Annotated in this window: 19 protein-coding genes; 12 read left to right on the plus strand and 7 right to left on the minus strand. The window is 73.5% G+C overall.

From position 1 onward, the window contains the following. Positions 1 to 7: 7 nt before the first annotated feature. Both ACYVLJ_RS23050 and ACYVLJ_RS23055 read left to right on the plus strand, forming a co-directional pair. A complete protein-coding gene (locus ACYVLJ_RS23050) occupies positions 8 to 1336 on the plus strand; it encodes an MFS transporter (protein ID WP_460440243.1) in 1329 nt (442 codons plus the stop codon). Between the two features lies 1 nt (position 1337). Continuing rightward, on the plus strand, positions 1338 to 3206 hold the full coding sequence (locus ACYVLJ_RS23055) for a helix-turn-helix domain-containing protein (protein ID WP_460440244.1): 1869 nt from the start codon (positions 1338 to 1340) through the stop codon (positions 3204 to 3206). Here the strand turns inward: ACYVLJ_RS23055 and ACYVLJ_RS23060 are convergent. Further along, complete coding sequence (locus ACYVLJ_RS23060; protein WP_460440245.1) at positions 3195 to 4343, minus strand: MFS transporter; 1149 nt, start codon at positions 4341 to 4343, stop codon at positions 3195 to 3197. The two genes, ACYVLJ_RS23055 and ACYVLJ_RS23060, sit on opposite strands and share 12 nt — an antisense overlap. Positions 4344 to 4373: 30 nt before the next feature. Here ACYVLJ_RS23060 and ACYVLJ_RS23065 point away from each other — a divergent pair, with 30 nt between their 5' ends. Then, positions 4374 to 5393 (plus strand): LacI family DNA-binding transcriptional regulator, encoded by a 1020-nt coding sequence (locus ACYVLJ_RS23065; RefSeq protein WP_460440246.1) that lies wholly within the window; start codon positions 4374 to 4376, stop codon positions 5391 to 5393. On the opposite strand, the gene ACYVLJ_RS23070 is transcribed toward ACYVLJ_RS23065, so the two are convergent. Next, positions 5383 to 6276, minus strand: coding sequence for an NADP-dependent oxidoreductase (locus ACYVLJ_RS23070; protein WP_460440247.1), 894 nt, complete (start codon positions 6274 to 6276; stop codon positions 5383 to 5385). The two genes, ACYVLJ_RS23065 and ACYVLJ_RS23070, sit on opposite strands and share 11 nt — an antisense overlap. Positions 6277 to 6354: 78 nt before the next feature. On the opposite strand from ACYVLJ_RS23070, the gene ACYVLJ_RS23075 reads away from it, so the two are divergent. After that, positions 6355 to 6921, plus strand: a complete 567-nt coding sequence (locus ACYVLJ_RS23075; protein ID WP_460440248.1) for a TetR/AcrR family transcriptional regulator — start codon at positions 6355 to 6357, stop codon at positions 6919 to 6921. On the opposite strand, the gene ACYVLJ_RS23080 is transcribed toward ACYVLJ_RS23075, so the two are convergent. Further along, on the minus strand, positions 6883 to 8085 hold the full coding sequence (locus ACYVLJ_RS23080) for a CE1 family esterase (protein WP_460440249.1): 1203 nt from the start codon (positions 8083 to 8085) through the stop codon (positions 6883 to 6885). The genes ACYVLJ_RS23075 and ACYVLJ_RS23080 overlap by 39 nt on opposite strands. Positions 8086 to 8276: 191 nt before the next feature. On the opposite strand from ACYVLJ_RS23080, the gene ACYVLJ_RS23085 reads away from it, so the two are divergent. From ACYVLJ_RS23085 to ACYVLJ_RS23095, 3 genes are all read left to right on the plus strand, one after another. Beyond that, positions 8277 to 9605 (plus strand): tannase/feruloyl esterase family alpha/beta hydrolase, encoded by a 1329-nt coding sequence (locus tag ACYVLJ_RS23085; RefSeq protein ID WP_460440595.1) that lies wholly within the window; start codon positions 8277 to 8279, stop codon positions 9603 to 9605. 371 nt (positions 9606 to 9976) lie between these two features. Beyond that, the gene (locus ACYVLJ_RS23090; RefSeq protein ID WP_451984991.1) at positions 9977 to 10378 is read left to right on the plus strand and encodes a hypothetical protein; all 402 of its coding nucleotides are present in this window, start codon (positions 9977 to 9979) and stop codon (positions 10376 to 10378) included. Positions 10379 to 10447: 69 nt separating this feature from the next. Continuing rightward, complete coding sequence (locus ACYVLJ_RS23095; protein ID WP_460440250.1) at positions 10448 to 11032, plus strand: dihydrofolate reductase family protein; 585 nt, start codon at positions 10448 to 10450, stop codon at positions 11030 to 11032. On the opposite strand, the gene ACYVLJ_RS23100 is transcribed toward ACYVLJ_RS23095, so the two are convergent. Genes ACYVLJ_RS23100 through ACYVLJ_RS23110 form a run of 3 tightly spaced genes read right to left on the minus strand, consistent with a single transcriptional unit; the run spans position 11007 to position 14115 of the window. Then, positions 11007 to 12002, minus strand: a complete 996-nt coding sequence (locus ACYVLJ_RS23100; protein ID WP_460440251.1) for a TolB-like translocation protein — start codon at positions 12000 to 12002, stop codon at positions 11007 to 11009. The two genes, ACYVLJ_RS23095 and ACYVLJ_RS23100, sit on opposite strands and share 26 nt — an antisense overlap. Beyond that, a complete protein-coding gene (locus ACYVLJ_RS23105; RefSeq protein WP_460440252.1) occupies positions 11999 to 13237 on the minus strand; it encodes an MFS transporter in 1239 nt (412 codons plus the stop codon). The genes ACYVLJ_RS23100 and ACYVLJ_RS23105 overlap by 4 nt, the downstream gene beginning before the upstream one ends. A gap of 5 nt (positions 13238 to 13242) precedes the next feature. Then, a complete protein-coding gene (locus ACYVLJ_RS23110) occupies positions 13243 to 14115 on the minus strand; it encodes an alkaline phosphatase family protein (RefSeq protein WP_451984983.1) in 873 nt (290 codons plus the stop codon). 236 nt (positions 14116 to 14351) lie between these two features. Here ACYVLJ_RS23110 and ACYVLJ_RS23115 point away from each other — a divergent pair, with 236 nt between their 5' ends. From ACYVLJ_RS23115 to ACYVLJ_RS23135, 5 genes are read left to right on the plus strand one after another with little or no spacing between them, the layout of a single operon-like run. Beyond that, positions 14352 to 14603, plus strand: coding sequence for a hypothetical protein (locus ACYVLJ_RS23115; RefSeq protein ID WP_451984981.1), 252 nt, complete (start codon positions 14352 to 14354; stop codon positions 14601 to 14603). Next, positions 14600 to 15628 carry an FAD:protein FMN transferase gene (locus ACYVLJ_RS23120; protein ID WP_460440253.1) on the plus strand — a complete coding sequence of 343 codons (1029 nt, stop codon included), beginning with the start codon at positions 14600 to 14602 and terminating at the stop codon, positions 15626 to 15628. The genes ACYVLJ_RS23115 and ACYVLJ_RS23120 overlap by 4 nt, the downstream gene beginning before the upstream one ends. Beyond that, entirely contained in the window at positions 15625 to 16194 is a 570-nt protein-coding gene (locus ACYVLJ_RS23125; protein ID WP_460440254.1) for a ferric reductase-like transmembrane domain-containing protein, read from the plus strand. The genes ACYVLJ_RS23120 and ACYVLJ_RS23125 overlap by 4 nt, the downstream gene beginning before the upstream one ends. Beyond that, the gene (locus ACYVLJ_RS23130; RefSeq protein WP_460440255.1) at positions 16191 to 17318 is read left to right on the plus strand and encodes an NADH-ubiquinone oxidoreductase-F iron-sulfur binding region domain-containing protein; all 1128 of its coding nucleotides are present in this window, start codon (positions 16191 to 16193) and stop codon (positions 17316 to 17318) included. Before ACYVLJ_RS23125 ends, ACYVLJ_RS23130 begins: the two co-directional genes overlap by 4 nt. Beyond that, positions 17315 to 17509, plus strand: a complete 195-nt coding sequence (locus ACYVLJ_RS23135) for a ferredoxin (RefSeq protein WP_460440256.1) — start codon at positions 17315 to 17317, stop codon at positions 17507 to 17509. The genes ACYVLJ_RS23130 and ACYVLJ_RS23135 overlap by 4 nt, the downstream gene beginning before the upstream one ends. Positions 17510 to 17512: 3 nt before the next feature. Here ACYVLJ_RS23135 and ACYVLJ_RS23140 read toward each other — a convergent pair whose 3' ends face one another. Beyond that, positions 17513 to 18358: a hypothetical protein gene (locus ACYVLJ_RS23140; protein WP_451984971.1), complete on the minus strand. Its 846-nt coding sequence runs from the start codon at positions 18356 to 18358 to the stop codon at positions 17513 to 17515. Positions 18359 to 18405: the final 47 nt, after the last annotated feature.

The raw sequence follows: 18405 nt of genomic DNA on the forward strand, positions 1-18405 counted from the left end.
GCCCGCAGTGAGCCAACCCCACCGGTCGGCGATCGCCAAGATCGTCGGCGCGAGCCTGATCGGCACCACCATCGAGTGGTACGACTTCTTCCTCTACACCTCGGCCGCCGCGCTGGTGTTCAACAAGCTGTTCTTCCCGACGGCGGACCCGCTCACCGGCACGCTGCTGGCGTTCCTGACCTACGCGGTCGGGTTCCTGGCCCGCCCGGTCGGCGGCCTGGTGTTCGGCCACTACGGCGACCGGCTCGGGCGCAAGAAGCTGCTCATCGTCAGCCTGGTGCTGATGGGCGACTCGACGTGCCTGATGGGCGTGCTGCCGACGTACGCGTCCGCGGGCGTCGCGGCTCCGCTGCTGCTCACCTTCCTCCGGCTCATCCAGGGCTTCGCGCTCGGCGGCGAGTGGGGCGGGGCCGTCCTGATCGTCTCGGAGCACGGCGACGACCGCCGTCGCGGCTTCTGGGCGAGCTGGCCGCAGTGCGGTGCCCCCGGCGGCAACCTGCTGGCCACCGCGGTGCTGGCGATCCTGTCCGCGACGCAGTCCGACGCGACGTTCCTCTCCTGGGGCTGGCGCGTGCCTTTCCTGCTGTCGGGGGTGCTGCTGCTGATCGGGCTGTGGATCCGGCTGGCGGTGGCCGAGTCGCCGGTGTTCCTCGCCGCCCAGGAACAGGCCGAGAAGCGCGCCGAAAAGCACGTCCCGGTCGTCGAGGTGTTCCGCCGCAACTCGCGTCAGGTGCTGGTCACGATCGGCGCGCGGATGGCCGAAAACGTCTCGTACTACGTGCTGACCGCGTTCATCCTCGTGTACGTCACGACCGGGCTGCACCTGCCGAAGGGCGTCGGCCTGAGCGCGGTGCTCATCGGCTCGGCCGTGCACTTCGTGACGATCCCGCTGTGGGGTGCGCTTTCCGACCGCGTCGGCCGCCGCCCGGTGTACCTGTTCGGCGCGATCGGGATGGCGTTGTGGGGCTTCGCGTTCTTCGCGCTGATGGACACGAAGTCGTCGGCGGTGATCGTGCTGGCCACGACCGTCGGGCTGCTGCTGCACGGCGCGATGTACGGCCCGCAGGCCGCGTTCTTCGCCGAGCAGTTCCCGACGCGGGTGCGCTACACCGGGCTTTCGGTCGGCGGGCAGCTGTCGTCGATCGCCGCCGGGGCCGTCGCGCCGCTGATCGCCGTGGCGCTGTTCTCGGCGTGGCACAGCACCGTGCCGGTGTCGCTGTACGTCGCGGCGATGTGCGTCCTCACCGTGATCGCCCTGCTCGCGGCCCGCGAGACGCGCGGCGAATCGTTGCACGATGACGACGTTCGGGCGGAGACGGCGGCCGTTTCGCCCTAGCATGACCGCCGTGACCGCACCCAGCGACGCGTTGCGCCGGCTGCTCGACCTGCTCGCCTCCGGGGCGAGCACCGAGCAGCTGGCGCACGTCGTCGTGGCGGCCCGCGCCGAGGGCGCGCTCGGCGCGGCCGACCTGGCCGAGCTGGCCAGCGCGGGTGAGCTGGCGCTGCGGATCCGCGAGACGCTCGCCGAGCACCGGCGGCGCGAGGCCCAGCTCGGCGCGTTGTTCGACACCGCGAGCGAGCTGGCCGCACTGTCCGATCCGGACACCGTGCTGCGCTCGATCGTCCGGCGGGCACGGGCGTTGCTCAACGTCGACGTCTCCTACCTGTCGCTGAACCGTGAAGCCGAGAACAAGACCTACGTCCGGGTCAGCGACGGGTCGGTGTCGGCGGAGTTCCAGCAGATCGTGCTCGGCATGGGGGAGGGCCTCGGCGGGCTGGTCGCGCTGACCGCGCGGCCGTACGCCACGTCGGACTACTTCAACGACGACCGGTTCAAGCACACCCGGCACATCGACTCCGGCGTCAAGGACGAGGGCCTGACCGCGATCCTCGGCGTCCCGCTGGCGATCGGGCCGAAGGTGCTCGGCGTGCTCTTCGCGTCCGACCGCTCGACGCGGGAGTTCTCCGCGGACGAGGTGGCGCTGCTGTCGTCGCTCGCCGACCACGCCGCGATCGCGCTCGACAGCGCGAACCTGCTCGACCAGACGCGCCGCGCCGTTGCGGAGCTCAACGAGGCCAACGCGACGATCCGCGCGCACAACGAAGCGATGGAACGCGCCCAGGATGCGCACGACCGGCTCACCGACCTCGTGCTGCGCGGCGGCGACCTGCCGGACGTCGCGGCCGCGGTCGCCGGGGTGCTGCACGGCGACCTCACGGTGTACGACGCCGACGGCGCGCTGCTGGCGAGCTCGTCGGTGCCGGTCGCGCTCGACCGCGACGCGCTCGCCGCGGCCCGCGCCGCCGGACGTGCGGTGTCCACAAGGGACACTTGGGTGTGCGCGGTGCAGGCCGGTCCCGAACTGCTCGGCAGCCTGGTGCTGGCCGGCCGCGACGGGCTGACCGACCCCGACCGGCGGCTGTTCGAACGCGCGGGCGTCGTGACGGCGCTGCTGCTGATGCTGCGGCGTTCGGTGGTGCGGGCCGAAGACGAGGTCCGCGGCGAGCTGCTGACCGACCTGCTCACCGCGCCCGACCGCAACCCCCGGGCGCTGCTGGCGCGCGGCCGCCGGCTGGGGATCGACCTTTCGGTGCCGCACGCGGTGCTCGTCGCGCACGCGGACGGCGGTTCGCGGCGGCGCCTGGCGAGCGCGGCCGCCCGGCACGCCACACTGGTCGGCGTGCACGCGGAGGAGGTCGTGCTGCTCGGCGCGGGCGACCCGGACGAGCTGGCGCGCCGCGTGGCGGCCGACCTCGGCGCGGTGACCGGCCGCCCGGTCACCGTCGGTGCCGCCGGGCCGGCGAGCGGGCCGTCGGCGATCGCGGAGGCCCACGCGGAAGCGGCGCGCTGCGTGCGGGCGCTGCTCGCGCTGGGCCGGACCGGCGAAGGCGCGGCGATGGCGGGGCTCGGTTTTCTCGGGCAGGTGCTGGGCGACCACGCCGACCTCGACGGGTTCGTCCGCCGGACGCTCGGGCCCGTCCTGGACTACGACGCGCGCCGCGGCACCGAACTGGTCGCGACGCTGCGGGCGTACTTCGCGAGCGGTTCGCAACTCGCGCGCACGAAGGACGTGCTGCACGTCCACGTCAACACCGTGGTCCAGCGGCTGGAGCGGGTGGCGTCGCTGCTGGGGGAGGACTGGCAGGCGCCGGAGCGTGCCCTGGAGATCCAGCTGGCGCTGCGGGTGCACCGCCTAGGCCGGTGAATCGAACGCCCGCGACCGGCGCACGACGATCGCCGACGTGACGCCGCCCGCCGCCGCGATGACGGCCGCGAGCGGGAGCATCCCGTGGTCCAGCCCGAGCCCGCCGAGCGCCGCACCGAGCGCGATGCCGATCTGGAACGCCACGATGTAAACCGCCGACGCGAGGTCCGGCCGGCCTTTCGCGACGCGCAGGACCGCCGCCTGCAGCACCACGCCGATCCCGGCCGCCGGACCGGCCCACAGCACGATCGCCGCGCCCGGCACCGCGACTCCGGGGCCGGCCAGCAGCACCAGCATGCAGACGGCGAGGCCGCCGGTGGTGAACAACGCCGTCGCGCGCGGGTGCCGGTCGACGTGCCTGCCGATCAGGACCAGGCCGATCAGGCCCGCCGTGCCGTGGGCGAAGAGCAGACTCGACGTCGCCGGGCCGGTCAGGTGGACGTAGTGCGCGATGAGCGCCGTGATGTAGGTGAACGCCGCGAAGTGCCCGGTCACCACGAGCAACGTCGTCAGGTTGACCGGGAGCAGCGCGCGGTCGGCGACGGCCGGGCGGCCGGGCTCCGGTGCTTCGGCGGGCATCGGGCCGACCGTGAGCCGGATGACCAGCCCGGTCAGCGCGGCGACCCCGGCCACGGCGAGGACCGCGGTCCGCCAGCCGAAGGTCGCGCCGAGCCACGAACTGGCCGAGAGCCCGAACAGGAAGGCCAGGGAGTTCCCGGCGAACACGACGGCCGTCGCCCGGCCACCCTGCCCGGGCCCGAGCAGCCGGCCGGCCATCGACGCGACGACCGACCAGAACACGCCGTGGCCCGCGGCCGCCACCAGCCGGGCGGCGACGGCGACGCCGTAGTTCGGCGCGACCGCGAGGACCAGGTTGGACACCACGACCATGCCGAGGGTGACCAGGGCGGTCGTCCGGCGGTCCCAGCGGCCGGTCAACGCGACCAGCGGCACCACCGAGACCGCGACGACCAGCGCGTACCCGGTCATCAGGAGGCCGATGGCCGGTTCCGGGACACCCAGCCCGGCCGAGAGCTGAGGGAGCAGGCCGACGGGCAGGTTTTCCGAGGTCACGGACACGAAACAGGCGGCGCTCAAGGCGCCCAGCGCGAGCCGGGTCCGGGGTGCGACGAGCATTGTTTAACGATACACAGCTAAGGTGTGCCCATGTCCGGTGCCGGTCGCGTCACGATGGCGGACGTCGCGCGCCGCTGCGGCGTCTCGGCGATGACGGTGTCGTACTGCTACAACCAGCCCGACCGGGTCGCCCCCGAGACGCTGCGGCGCGTCCGCGAGGTGGCCGCCGAGCTCGGCTACCGCGGGCCGGACCCGACCGCGCGGTCGCTGCGCCGGCGGCACAACGGCGCGATCGGCGTCGTGCTCGGCGAACACCTCGCCTACGCCTTCGAAGACCCGCAGGCCCGCCGGTTCCTCGCCGGCGTGGCGGAGGTCTGCCGCGAACGCGGGAGCGGGCTGAACCTCATCCCGACCACCGGCGCGGAGGACGACGTCGAGCGCGTGCGGTCGGCGTCGGTCGACGGCTACATCGTCTGGACGACCGTCGACGCCGACCCGGTGCTCGACGTCGTGCGCGGGCTCGGGAAACCGGTCGCGATCCACGGCGGCCCGGCCGTCGGCGGCGCCCGGGTGGTCACCATCGACAACCGCGCGTCCGCGCGTGAGCTGGCCGCGCGCACGTTCGCCGGCGCGCGCCGGCCGGCCGTGCTCAGCTTCCCCTTCGACCGCGACCGCCGGCCGCGGCTGGAAACCGGGCCCGCGCCGGAAACCGTGGCGTTCCCCGTCACTCGGGAGCGGCTGCTCGGCATCTACGACCACCTCGGCGACCCCGGCGGGATCCCGGTGGCCGTGGTGTCCCGCAACGACCGCGACGAAGCCGGCAAGACGGTCGAAGAGCTGCTCGACACCGAGCCCGACGCCGTGGTCGCCATGAGCGACCAGCTCGCCTTCGCCGTCCTCGACGCCGCCCGGTGCCGCGGCCTTCGCGTGCCCGAAGACCTCGCGGTGGCCGGGTGGGACGACGACCCGGACGCCGCGCGCACCGGCCTGACCACGATCGCGCAGTCACTCTTCGACCAAGGCCGCGAGTGCGCCCTGATCGCGCTCGGCGAGCGGGGCTCCACGCGCCCGGCCGAGTGGGCCGCGACGGTCCGGGCGACTACCCGCTGACCCGCACGACGACCTTGCCCCGCCGCGGCCCGCGTCCGGCGGCGGCGTGCGCGGCGGCCGCGTCCGTGAACACCGCCTCGACGGGCACGCGGAACCGGCCCGCCTCGAACAACGCGGCCGCGGCGGCGAGGCCGTGCCGCCCGTCCGGCTCGCCGCCCAGCGCGCCGGTCGAGACGCGGACGCCGTGCGAGGGACCGCTGAAGTCGGCGAGCGTGACGACCTTCGACGGCGTCCCGGTCAGCTCGACCAGCTCCGGCAGCGAGCCTTGGCCCGCGACGTCGAGAGCCGCGTCGACCCGGCCCGGTACCCGTGCGGGCAAGCCGGGGCCGTACGAAACCGGTGTGGCGCCCAGGCTTTCGACGAAGCCCAGGTCTCCGGCCGTCCCGAACACGCGGGCGCCGCGCGCGAGCGCGAGGCCCACCGCGAGGCTGCCGACCCCGCCGGACGCGCCGTCGATGAGCAGCGTCATGCCGTCGCGGACGGCGAGCAGGTCCAAGGCCCGGGTGGCCGTCTCGATGCCGGAGGCCGCCGCGCCGGCCTGCTCCCACGGCATCGACGGCGGTTTCGCCGCCCAGAAGGCGAGGACGGCGAACTCGGCCGTCGCGCCGCCGAGCCGCGCGACGTCGACCGCGCCGAAGACCTCGTCGCCCACCGCGACCCCGGGCCCGGCCTCGTCCACGACGCCCGCCGCGTCGACGCCGGGGATGTGCGGCAGGGCGATCGGCGCCCGCGACTTCCCGGCCCGGATGGCGAGGTCGACCGGCGAGACCCCGGCCGCCCGGACGCGGATCCGCACCTCGCCGGGCCCGGCGTGCGGCTCCGGGAGCTCGCCGGTGGACAGGACGCCGGGCGGGCCGAACCGCTCGAACCGGACTGCGAACACACTCACTCCTCGACGTCCGACCGCTGACCACGCCTACCGTAGGAGTGAGCACCGGTGACGAGCGGGGAAGTGAGAGCCGTGCGGGACGAAGTGACTCGGAAACGCCGGGTGGACGCCGAGCACAACCGCCGGCACCTCGTCGCGGTGGCGCACACGGCCTTCGCGCGGCACGGTCCCGACCTGCCGGTGCGCGAGATCGCGCGGCGGGCCGGGCTCGCGCCCGCGACGGTCCACCGGCACTTCCCGTCCCGCGCCGACCTGCTCGCCGCCGTGGTCGCCGGCCAGGTGGACCGGTGCGAGCACCAGCTGCGGGCCGCGCTCGCTGACCCGGACAGCCGCCGCGCGCTGACCCGGACGTTCCACCGCTTCGGCGAGTGGCGGCTCGAGGAGCCCGGGCTGCTCGACGTCCTCACCGGACCGGAGCTCGCCGACCGGCGCCGCGTGCACGCCGAAGCGTTCACGCGGCTGGTCGAACGGGCCCGGGCCGAGGGCGTCCTGCGCCCCGGGGTGTCGGCCGGCGACGTCCGGCTCGCGCTGCGGGCGACGACGTCCGCGCCCACGAGCGCGGCGGCGCGGCGGCTGACCGCGGTGCTGCTGACGGGCCTGCTAGCACTTCCCGTCGGCGATGACCCAGTACCCCGGTGACGTCTCCTGCAGGGCGTGCGTGGTGAACGTGTTCCACAGCCCCATCGCCTGGTTGGAACCGTTCGCGTACACCTGCCCGCCGCTCTGGTGGGCCCGGCCCGCCTGGGTGTGGGCGTAGTTGCTCGCGTTCACGCACGTGCCCGACGGCTGGGTGGTGGTCGTGGCCGTCGTCGGCGGCGCGGTGGTCGTCGTCGTACCGCCGGTTCCCTTGTCCAGCCCCCAGAACACGCCCGTGTAGTAGCTGGAGCAGATGCCCGCGAGGAAGTACGCGCCGGTGCTGCCGCACTGCGTCGCGCCGGTGCCCGGGTCGACCGCGGTGCCGTGGCCCATGCTGGCGATCGAATACAGCTGGACCTTGTCGGCGTAGTTCGTCAGCGTCGTGCTGCCCGGCAGGGACTGGGTGCTCGTCGGAGTCTGGGAGACGCCGTGCACCGCCGTCCACTGGTCGCGCAGCTCGGTGCCGTTGACCGGGTAGACGGTGTAGTCCGCGGTGCCCTGCCAGATCGCGACGCGCGGCCACGGCCCGCTGTAGCCGGGGTAGCCGGCTTTCGCCTTCGACGCCCACTGCGCGGGCGTCAGGTTCTGGTCGTTCATCTGGCAGCCCGACGCCTCGGTGACGCTCGTGGCGCACTGCGCGGGGATGCCGGCGTCGATGCCGCCGCCCGCGAAGACGTCCGGGTACGCGGCGAGCAGGTCCGCGGTCATGGCGGCCCCGGCCGAAAGCCCGGTGACGTAGACGCGTGAGCGGTCCGAGCCGTGGTCGGCGACCGCCTTGTCCACCATGGACTTGATCGACGCGGCCTCGCCGCTGCCGCGGGTGTCGTCGGCGGTGGAGAACCAGTTGAAACACTTCAGCGAGTTGTTCGCGGTGGACTGCTGCGGGTACACGACCTCGAAGCGCCACTTGTCGGCCAGCTCGGCCCAGCCGGCGTGGGCGTAGTAGTCGCTCGCGGCCTGCGTGCAGCCGTGCAGGGCGACGACCAGCGGGCGGCCGCTCTCGAGCCCGGACGGCGTGTAGGAGTACATCGCCAGCGCGCCCGGGTTGGCCCCGAAGTCGGCGACCTGGACGAGCGACGACGGCGGCGGATCGGCGGAAGCCACCCCGACGGTGGTGAGCACGGCTGCGGTGATCGCGGCGAGTCCGGCCAGGGCGAGTTTGCGCATGGTGAGTTCCTTCTCGTCGTTGAGAGGGTCCCCGGTGACGCTAGATCGTCCCGGTGGTGCGGACCATGTGGACGGCCACCACATCGCCGCGGGGATTCATGGTGACCGGCGGGATGGCTCGCGGGTGGGGCACGCGCTTGGGTTGGCCTTCCATCCGAGACTGGAGGTGAACCGTGCGCAGATGGCTGGTCCTGGTTCTGGCGGGGGCGCTCGCGGCGGGCCTGCCCGCGTCGGCGTCGGCTTCGGCCGGGCGCTGCCGGGTGGACGTGCCCGGCGCCCAGAAGGCCGTGTCCGCGTGCCTCGACGACCTGACGACGACCGGGACGCTCGCGTCCGGGCACACCGTGCAGGCCGACTGGGCCGGCCTGACGTCGGCGGGGCTGCCGACGTTCGCCGCGGTGCCCGGCGTGCAGGTCGACGGGTACTTCCCCGACACGTCCACGACGAACGCGAACAACGGCTGGAACCACGACGCGCAGTTCGTCCTGCGCCTGCCGGACCACTGGAACGGCGGCCTGGTCGTGTCCGGCTCGCCCGGGACGCGGCGGCAGTACGCGAACGACCGCGCGATCGGCGACCAGGCGCTGGCCGAGGGCTACGCCTTCGCCGCGACCGACAAGGGCAACACCGGTGCCGCCTTCTACGCAGACGGTGTCCGGCCGGGCGACGCGCTGGCCGAGTGGAACACGCGCGTCACGCAGCTGACGGTCGCGGCCCGCGGCGTGGTGGCGCGGCACTACGGGCGCCCGCCCGCGCGGACGCTGGCCGCCGGGCTGTCCAACGGCGGGTACCTCGTGCGCTGGCAGCTGGAGAACCGGCCGTGGCTCTACGACGGGGGCGTCGACTGGGAGGGGACCCTGTGGCGCGCCGGCGGACCGAACCTGTTCACGTTCCTGCCGCCGGCCCTGCGGAACTACCCGGCCTACGCGGCCGGTTCGGCGGCGGCGCACCAGTCCATTTTGGACGCCGGGTTCGCGCCGGGGTCGGAGTTCCTGTGGGACTACCACTACCGCGTCTACTGGGACCTCACGCAGCGGATCTACCGCGAGGAGGTGGACCCGTCGTTCGACGGCTCGCTGGCGGCGGGAATCCCGTTCTGCGCTTCGGGAACGCCCTCCTGTGACGCCGACTACGACTACGCGTCGCGGCCGTCGTCGGTGGCGCGGGCGGTGGAGCGGATCTCGCTGACCGGCCGGATCGGCAAGCCGCTGCTGACCCTGCACGGCACGCTCGACACCCTGCTGCCGATCACGCGCGACTCCGACGTCTACGACCGGATGATCACCTCGGCCGGCCGCGGGAACCTGCACCGCTACTACCGGATCGAGGACGGCAACCACGTCGACGGCCTGGTCGACCAGTACCCGGACCGGCTCCGGCCGCTGGCCCCGTGCTTCCGGACGGCGTTCGACGCGCTGGCCGGCTGGCTGCACGGCGTCCGCCCGCCGGCGTCGGGAACGATCGCGCGTCCGGCGGGCGCCACCCCGGCCGACCTGGCCCGCAGCTGCTCCCTCGGCTGAGTCGCGGTGCGTGAAGGCACACCTCGTGGGACTCACGAGGTGTGCCGACCGGAATGCGTATTCCGCGAGTTCGCGCCGGGCCGGCACCGGGAACGTGCGAAACAAAAGTGAACCGGATCCCGACGGCGTCCGTACTACTGGGTGAGGGGCTCGTTCCGGCTACCCGAAAACCGGTCGTGACCTGCAGTTTCACCGCCCGGACGGGGCACCCCGTTCGGCCGCTTGCGGGAGCGTTGCCCCTCGTTCATGATGGGCTTCCGGGGTCCGCGAAACATTCGTTCACGTCGAATATCCAGGTGTCGGCCATGCTTCGGAAGAACCGCAAGTCCGGAAGTGAACGCCATGCTGCCAACCGTCTCCGGGGCCTCCTGATGGCCGCGGACCTGCCCGGATTCGCCATCGTCGCCGGCCTGCTGCTGCCCGCGCTCGCGGCGGCGGCCTGGGCGATCGCGCTCGAACGCCGCCCGCGCCGGGTCCCGGTCGACCCGGATCCGGAGCCGGACTGGACGGTGGCCGGCATCCAGGCCCGCCTCCGCTTCGAACAGGCCGCGGTCCGCCTGGCCGAAGCGGGCACGATCGCGTTGCCGACCCTGCCGATCCCGGAGCAGATCGGCCGCGACGCCTCTCCGGACCGGCTGCCGTGGCGGGTCCCGCGCGCGATCCCGCCGCCCCGGCCGCCGTCGGGCCGGGTCCCGGTGCCGCGGTTGGCGTTCGCGCCCCCGGACAGCGACCTCATGCGGCGCATCCTCGAGGGCCTGCGCAACCTCGACTGACCCCGCTGTCGATCCGCGGCTCCGCCGTTCGTACCGGAGGTGACCCACCCCGAACGGAAGGACACCCGGATGCGCTCGATCACCGTCACCATGAACGTCACCCTCGACGGCGTCGTGCAGGGCCTCGGCCGGCCCGACGAAGACACCCGCGGCGGCTTCGCCCACGGCGGGTGGGGCACCGGCTACCAGGACGAGGTCATGGCCCGGGAGATGGCCAAGGGCATGAGCCGCCCCGGCGACATGCTCTTCGGGCGGCAGACCTGGGAAGACTTCATCGGCGCCTGGGCCGGGCGCGAAGACGGCAACCCGTTCACCACGCACATGAACGCCGTCACCAAGTACGTCGCCTCGACCACCCTCGACGACGCCGGCGCCTGGCAGAACTCGGTCCTCCTGCGCGGCGACGCCGAGAAGACGGTCGCCGAACTGAAGGAGCAGCCCGGCCGCGACCTGTCCGTCATCGGCAGCGCCTCGCTCGGGCACGCACTGCACGCCGCCGGCCTCGTCGATCGCTACACGCTGCTGGTCCACCCGCTGACGCTCGGTTCCGGGACGCGCCTGTTCGACGGACCGGCGCCGCGGACCGAGTTCACGCTCACCAGCAGCGTCACGACCACGAAGGGCGTCATCATCGCCCAGTACGAGCGTCGCTGAGCGCCGCCGGGGACTCCGCTTCCGGGATCAGCAGCCGGGGCGCGCCCGAGCCGTCGGCGGGGACCGACCAGACGTCCGAGTGGCCCGGCCCGCGGGGCACGCCGTAGCCGACGGTGTGGTCGTCGAGCCACGCGGGCTGGTCGTCCACGCTGCGGGTCTCGGCCAGCGGCGTCACCCTCGAGGTCGTCAAGTCCACAACGGACAGCCGCCAGCCCTTGCCCGGGTCACCGTCCACGGCGGACTTGAACGCCACGCGGGTTTCGTCCGGTGCCAGCGAAGGGCATTCGACGTTCTCGCGCAGCGTGCGGATCGTGTGCGCGGCGAAGTCGCCCGCGACGAGGTAGCGGTGGCCCGCCGTCGACATCGTCGCGTAGAAGTGGCGGTCGTCGCTGGTGAACGTGACACCCCAGAAGTTGAGGTCGGCCGCCTGGTAGGGCCGGCCGTCGACGGTCACGGCGTAGTCCTCCAGGGTCCCGGCGAGGTCGCCGGTCACGGTGTCGAGGATGCCGGCGCGGGTGGAGAACATGCCGCCGTTGTAGGAGTCGCCGGTGACGAACACCGTCCACGCGAGCATCCGGCCGCTCGCCGACACCCGCGCCCGGTTCGGCAGCCCGACCAGCGGGATCTCCCGCTTCGACGCGAGCTGCGCGTCGAGCACCACCAGCTGGTAGGTGGTGAGATCGCCGTCCTGGCGCAGGCAGATCCCGGTGCCGCCGGCGGCGTACACCCGCACGCACGACAGCGGGGACACCGTCCGCGGCCCGCCGGGATCGGCGGCGGACACGCTGGTGACGTGCCCGCGGTCGGCGTCGGCGGTGCTGCGGAACAGCAGCCGCGGGCCGGGGGAGAGGCTCACCGCACCGGTCGCCGCGACGTCGTGGTTGCGCGCGCTCGCGAACCCGACGTACGCGACCGCCGCTCCGGCCAGCACGAGCACGCCGGCGACGGCGATCAGGATCCGGGTCTTCACGCGGCCTTCCTCGGGGAGAGCACGGCGAACGTCACGGCGATCGCCACCACGGCCCCGCCCGCGGCGACACCGATCGCGAGCTCGGGACCCCAGAACTGCCAGGCCAGTCCGAACAGGACGGACGAGGCGAAGTAGGCGAGCGCCTGCGCCGTCTGCACCAGCGAGAGTCCCGTGGTGCGCAACGACTCCGGCAGCAGCGGGCCGGCCAGGGCCATCAGCACGCCGTCGGTCGCCGCGTAGAACGCGCCGTACAACGCCAGTGCCAGGACGAACAGCGGCCAGCCCGAAACCGGCCCGGCCAGCAGCAGGTAGACGAGCGCCAGCGCGCCGTAGCCGCCGAGCACCACCGGCAGCCGGCCGACCCGGTCGGCCAGCGCGCCCAGCGGCGCGGCGAGCAGCAGGTAGCTCAGGTTGGTGCCGACGGCCAGCAGCGGGAACCAGCCGGTCGCGACGTCCTCCTTGTGCTGCAGCAGCAGGTACACGAACCCGTCGCCGACCGTGGCCAGGCCGAGCACGCAGGCCGCCACCAGGAGCCGTCGCACGCCGCTGCCCCGCAGCAACGCCACGGCCGCGCGCGGGGAGACGGGGTCCGCGGGTTTCGGCGTCCGCCGGTCGCGGACGAACAGCACCAGCAGCAGCACGCCGATCGCGGCGATGCAGAAGCTGACGACGAACACCGCGTCGAACGCCTCGGGGTTCGCGGCCCCGACCGCGGCCAGCACCGCGAGCGCCACCAGCGGCCCCGCGAACGCGCCGACGCTGTCCATCGCGCGGTGGACGCCGAAGGCCCGGCCGAGCAGCGGTTCGGGGGCCGACAGCGTGATCAGCGCGTCCCGCGGTGCGGTCCGCAGGCCCTTGCCGGTGCGGTCGAGGGTGATGACGGCGCCGATCGCGGCCGCGGACGAGCCGGCCGCGAGCAGGCCGAGCTTCATCACCGCCGACAGCGCGTAGCCCGCGCCGGCCACGACCTTGCGGCGCCGGACCCGGTCGGCGACGTACCCGCCGACGATCCGCAGGAGCGCCGTCGCGCCGGTGTAGAGGCCGTCGACCAGGCCGTACGCGGCGGGGCCGAGGTGCAGCCCGAGCACCAGGTACACCGGCAGGACCGCGGTGACCATCTCCGAAGAGACGTCGGTGACCAGGCTGACCGCGCCGAGCGCGAAGACGTTCGCGCCGATCGCCGAGAGCTTGCCGTTGCCGGTGTGCTCTCGGCGACCGATGGTGGAGAGGTACACGCGGGTTACTGCCAGACGTCGAGGATCGGCGACTTGCTCGCGGCGCCGCCGATGCCCGGCAGGCCGTAGGACGCCTCGATCGTGCGCAGCACGGTGTAGTGGTTGATCGACTCGCTGTAGCTGCCGGTCTTGACGTGCGCGCCGGTGAAGCTGGTGAAGATCTGGTTGACCGAGGTGCCGCTGTCCTCGTCGAAGGTGACGATCAGCAGGCTGTTGTGCGTCTTCGCCCACTGGGCGTAGGCGTCGAGGTTGTTCTTGAGCCAGGTGTCGCCGGTGCCGATCGAGCAGTCGTGCATGTCGTTGCACATGTTCGGCGTGACGAAGGAGACCGTCGGCAGCTGGCTGTAGTCGGCGGGGAAGTTCGTGTAGCGGAGGTTGCTCGCCGCGGGGACGTTGGAGAAGTCCACCCAGCTGTTGTGCTTGCGCATGTAGTTGCCGCTGGAGCAGCCGGTGTAGCCGTCGGAGGGCATCGACTCGGAGTAGCCCTTGAACGTCTTGCCCGCGTCGATGAGCTGCTGGCCGAGGTTGGCCTTCGCGCCGAGGTCGGCCGGGCAGCTGTCGCTGGTCACGCCCTGCGTCGCGCCCGAGAAGAGGGCGACGTAGTTGGGCTGGCTCGGGTGGGTGATGGCGAAGGAGTTCGTGAACTTCGCGCTCTGCGAGGCGAGGGTGTTGAAGTAGGGGGCGCTGGAGCTGCCGTTGATCGACGAGTACTTCTTGTTCTCGAACATCACGAGGACGACGTGGTCGAACGCCGGCACGGTCGACGCGGTCGGCCGGACCGCCGGTTCGGCCGTTCCGGTGACGACGGCCGCGGTGACCGCACCGGCTGTGACCAGGGTGGCGGCGGCGAAGGCGGCGAAGATCCGCTTGCGGATCATGGAGTCCTCCAACGGTGGCGGGTGAGGGCGCCTCATGATGCCCAGTCCCCCGGGCCGGCCGGTGCTGTGCCGTGGTCCGGTTCGTGAACATCAGGGAACCTCCGGCGAACAACGGAAAGAGTGGGTGAACCGCTTTCGGGTGTCAACCTCCTTTGGTAGGTGTCCATAGTGGACAGTCAGGGACTTGACAGGTCGCTCCCAGCTCGTTCAAAGGATCCGCGCCGAGACTCGGACCCATGGACCCCCACACGACAGACGGCCCGGCCCGCCGCGAGCACGGCCGCCGCAAGGCCGCACTGGTCACGGTGACCGCAGCGGTGCTCGGCGCGGCCGCCGCCGGCGCGATCGGCTTCGGCCTGTCGGCGGCCTCCGCCGACACGTCGACCACCCAGACCACCAATACCGGTTCCCAGGACCAGCTCCAGTCGTCCGACAGCGGCCTGGGCAGCGGATCCGGCCAGGCCCACACGGGCACGGGTGCGTCGTGACGACCGCGGCGAGGGCGTTCCCGGCCCTGGGCACGACGGCCGAGGTGCTGGTCACGGACCCACCGAAGCTGGACGCGGCGGTCGCGCTCCTGCACGAGGAGCTGGCGGCGATCGACCTGGCGTGCAGCCGCTTCCGCACGGACTCGGAGATCTCCCGCCTGCACGAGACGGCCGGGCGCCAGGTCCGGGTAGGACCGCTGCTGGCGGAGGCATTGGGAGCGGCCTTGCGGGCGGCCCGCCTGACGGACGGGTTGGTCGATCCGACGGTCGGTGCGGCCGTGCGGGCGCTGGGGTACGACCGGGACTTCGCGTTGCTGGAGGGTTCCGGCAGCTCGGCCCGGCAGGCGGGCGATGCGGCTCCGCTCGCCGACGCGGCCGAGTGCGGAGGCTCGTGCGGCCCGGCGGCCGGTTCCGGCGGCCCGGCTGCCGGACCGGAGCCGCAGCCCCTCACACCCGCGCCCGGCTGGCATCGGGTGCTCTTCGATCCCGGGCAACGGCTCGTCGTCCTGCCGCGGGGGGTCCACCTCGATCTCGGGGCCACCGCGAAAGCCCTCGCCGCCGATCGGGCTGCGCGGCGGATCCACGCCGTGCTCGGCTGCGGTGTTCTCGTCAACCTCGGCGGCGATCTCCGCGCCGCGGGGGCCGGGCCCGCGGGCGGCTGGCAGGTCGCCCTCGGCGATGACCATGCCGATGCGCTCGCGCGGCCGGACGCCACTGTTGCGCTGCGGCGGGGTGGTGCGCTCGCCAGTTCCGGCATCGCCCGCCGGCGCTGGCGCCGTGGCGAGCGGACCGTGCACCACATCGTCGACCCGCGGACCGGTGATGTGCCGGAACCGCGCTGGCGCACGGTGACCGTCGCCGCCAGGTCCACTGTGGACGCCAATACCGCCAGCACCGCGGCTGTCGTGCTCGGGATGGCTGCGACGGGCTGGCTCGCGGAACGGCGGCTGCCCGCGCGGCTCGTCGGGGTCGGCGGCGACGTCGTCACGACGCCCGGCTGGCCGGCGGAACGGGACGCCGCATGAGCTCCGCCGTCTGGTACTTCAGCCGCGCGACCGGGCTCGTCTCGCTCGTGCTCTTCACCGGCGTCGTCGTTCTCGGCGCGCTCGGCGCCGGGCGGTTCGCGACGCGGGAGTGGCCGCGGTTCACCGTCGCCGCCGTGCACCGGAACCTCGCGCTGACCAGCCTCGCGTTCCTCGCCGCGCACATCGCGTCGGCCGTCCTCGACGGCTATGTCCCGCTCGGCTGGCTCGACGTGATCATCCCGTTCGGGTCGGACTACCAGCCGTTCTGGGTCGGTCTCGGCGCCGTCGCGATCGATCTGCTGCTGGCGATCGTAGTCACCAGCCTGGTCCGCACGCGCATCCCGGCGCGGGCCTGGCGCGCCGTGCACTGGCTCGCCTACCTGTGCTGGCCGGTCGCGCTCGTGCACGGCTTCGGCATGGCCGAGAACGACGCCGCGTACGGCTGGATCGTCGCCCTCGACGTGCTGTGCGTGCTGGCCGCGCTCGGCGCCGTCGCCTACCGGGTCACCGCCCGCGACGCCGACACCGAAACCCGCAAGCTCTCGCCGCTCGGAGGCTCCCGATGACCATCCTGCCGCCCCGCCGGCTCGACCTGGCCGGCCACCGGCGCGCCCACGGCGTCGTGCCGTGGGTCGCCTACCACGGCGAAGACGGCCGCGACCGGCTGATCGAAGCCGTCGCCGCGGCGGACCTGCGCGGCCGCGGCGGGGCCGGCTTCCCGACCGCGGTGAAGCTGCGCGGTGCCCGGGCGCGCCGCTCGATCGTCGTCGCCAACGGCTGCGAGGGCGACCCGCTCAGCCACAAGGACGCCGCGTTGCTGACACTCTCCCCGCACCTGGTGCTCGACGGCCTGCAACTCGCCGCGCACGCCATCGGGGCCGGGGAGGCGGTGCTGTGCGTGCACGCGGGCAGCCCGGTGCTGCCTGGTGTCCGCGCGGCTCTCGCCGAACGCGACGACCCCGTGCCGGTCCGGGTCGAGGAGGTCCCGCGCCGGTACGTCGCCAGTGAGGAGACCGCGCTCGTCCACTACCTGACGTCCGGGGACGCGCGGCCGCTGGGCAAGTCGCCGCGGCCCGACGAGCGCGGGGTGCGCGGCCGCCCGACGCTCGTGGACAACGTCGACACGCTGGCGCAGCTGGCGTTGGTGGTCCTGCTCGGCCCGCACCACTACCGCGCGGCACGCACGGACCTCGTCACGGTGACCGGCGCGGTCGCCCGCCCGGGGGTCGTCGAGGCGACGCGCGGGGCGTCGCTCGCGGACCTGCTGGCCGCGGCAGGCGGCGAGACCGAGCCGGTGCAGGCGGTGCTCGTCGGCGGGTACGGCGGGACCTGGACGGCCGACCTGAGGCTCGGGGTCTCGGGGATTCCGGCGGTGTACGCGCTGCCGGCCCGTGCGTGCGGGCTGGCGTACACGGCGAAGGTCCTGGCGTTCCTCGCGGCCGAGTCGGCCCGGCAGTGCGGGCCGTGCATGTTCGGCCTTCCGGCGGTCGCGGAAGACTTCGCGTCCCTAGTCGGCGGCGCTTGTCCGCCGCGCCTGGCCGAGCGGCTCCCGCTGCTCGCCGGCCGTGGCGCGTGCGCCCACCCGGACGGCGCGGCCCGCCTCGCGGCGAGCGCGTTGCGGGTGTTCGGCGCCGACGTCGAGGCGCACGCGGCCGGCGGCCGGTGCCGGGTGCTGGAGCGTGTCGCGTGAAGCTGTCGGTGGATCGGATCGGGTGCCGCGCGCACGGGTTGTGCGCCGACCTGCTGCCCGAGGCCGTGCGGCTCGACGAGTGGGGTTATCCGGTGGTGGCTGCGGGGCCGGTGCCGCCGGAGCTGGTGACCGAAGCGCGCCGGGCGGCGGCCGCTTGCCCGGCGCTGGCGCTGCGGCTGCGGAAGGACTGAGCGTCAGACGGCGGTGGCGAGGCAGGCGGCCGGATGGGGCTGCTCGCACGCCATGGCCCACGCGTACAGCTTCTTGCAGCGGTCGTCGACCAGGCGGTCGAGGTAGCCGTCCGGGTTCTTGGTCCCGCCGGCGGCCGCGGTTTCGAGCTCGCTGAGCTGTACCGTCTTCTTGCCCTGCATGAAGTCCGTGTAGTCGAGCCGCTTGAGGGCCGGGACGACCGCGCCGATCAGCCTGCCGACGCAGCCCCGGAGGCGGGGGTCTTCGTCGCCGAGCCAGATCCCGTGGAGGCGGACCGCGACGGCCCGCAGCGCGTCTTCGCAGCTGGAGTGCGCGAGCGTCAGCTGGACGAGGGCGTCGATCAGCAACAGCTTGGTCTTGGGGCCGAAGTCGTGGTTCCAGCCGCCGTCGATGGTGCTCGGCCAGTGCAGCGACTGGCAGGAGTTCAGCCGGTGCGCGTTGCGGCACAGCAGTTCGGCGGCGACCAGCTGCGCGTTGCCGGTGGAGGTCAGCGCGGCGTCGATGACGAGAACCGCCGTTTCGTCGGCGACCCGCGAATCGTCCGAGTCCGACCAGAGGTTGACCAGGAGGGCGACCGCGAGCTCGGCGTGGTCGAGCCGGGTGAGGGCGAGCAGCCCGGACGCGATCGCGGCGGGGTGGGCCGGGACGTTTTCCTTGGCGGTGAACAGTTCTCCCGCGCGCATGGCCGCGTCGAGCTTCAGCCGGGCCAGCTCTTCGAGGTGTTCCTGGTGCAGCCGGCGGTCCGCCTGCCGCGTGGTGAGCCGGCCGATCCAGATGCCGGCGAGGGAGACCACGGCCGTCGCCAAGCCGCCGACCAGCGCGGGGTTCATGGTGACCACCTCCTTGCTGCCGGGTGAGTCGCCGTTGCGGGCTGTCG

Source organism: Amycolatopsis stemonae (assembly GCF_054781455.1).

Bases quoted from the DNA above. Each gene is read 5' to 3' on its own strand.
- ACYVLJ_RS23055 (WP_460440244.1), top strand. From the start codon at position 1,338: ATGACCGCCGTGACCGCACCCAGCGACGCGTTGCGCCGGCTGCTCGAC.
- ACYVLJ_RS23060 (WP_460440245.1), bottom strand. From the start codon at position 4,343: ATGCTCGTCGCACCCCGGACCCGGCTCGCGCTGGGCGCCTTGAGCGCC.
- ACYVLJ_RS23065 (WP_460440246.1), top strand. From the start codon at position 4,374: ATGTCCGGTGCCGGTCGCGTCACGATGGCGGACGTCGCGCGCCGCTGC.
- ACYVLJ_RS23080 (WP_460440249.1), bottom strand. From the start codon at position 8,085: ATGCGCAAACTCGCCCTGGCCGGACTCGCCGCGATCACCGCAGCCGTG.
- ACYVLJ_RS23090 (WP_451984991.1), top strand. From the start codon at position 9,977: ATGGCCGCGGACCTGCCCGGATTCGCCATCGTCGCCGGCCTGCTGCTG.
- ACYVLJ_RS23095 (WP_460440250.1), top strand. From the start codon at position 10,448: ATGCGCTCGATCACCGTCACCATGAACGTCACCCTCGACGGCGTCGTG.
- ACYVLJ_RS23110 (WP_451984983.1), bottom strand. From the start codon at position 14,115: ATGATCCGCAAGCGGATCTTCGCCGCCTTCGCCGCCGCCACCCTGGTC.
- ACYVLJ_RS23115 (WP_451984981.1), top strand. From the start codon at position 14,352: ATGGACCCCCACACGACAGACGGCCCGGCCCGCCGCGAGCACGGCCGC.
- ACYVLJ_RS23125 (WP_460440254.1), top strand. From the start codon at position 15,625: ATGAGCTCCGCCGTCTGGTACTTCAGCCGCGCGACCGGGCTCGTCTCG.
- ACYVLJ_RS23130 (WP_460440255.1), top strand. From the start codon at position 16,191: ATGACCATCCTGCCGCCCCGCCGGCTCGACCTGGCCGGCCACCGGCGC.
- ACYVLJ_RS23140 (WP_451984971.1), bottom strand. From the start codon at position 18,358: ATGAACCCCGCGCTGGTCGGCGGCTTGGCGACGGCCGTGGTCTCCCTC.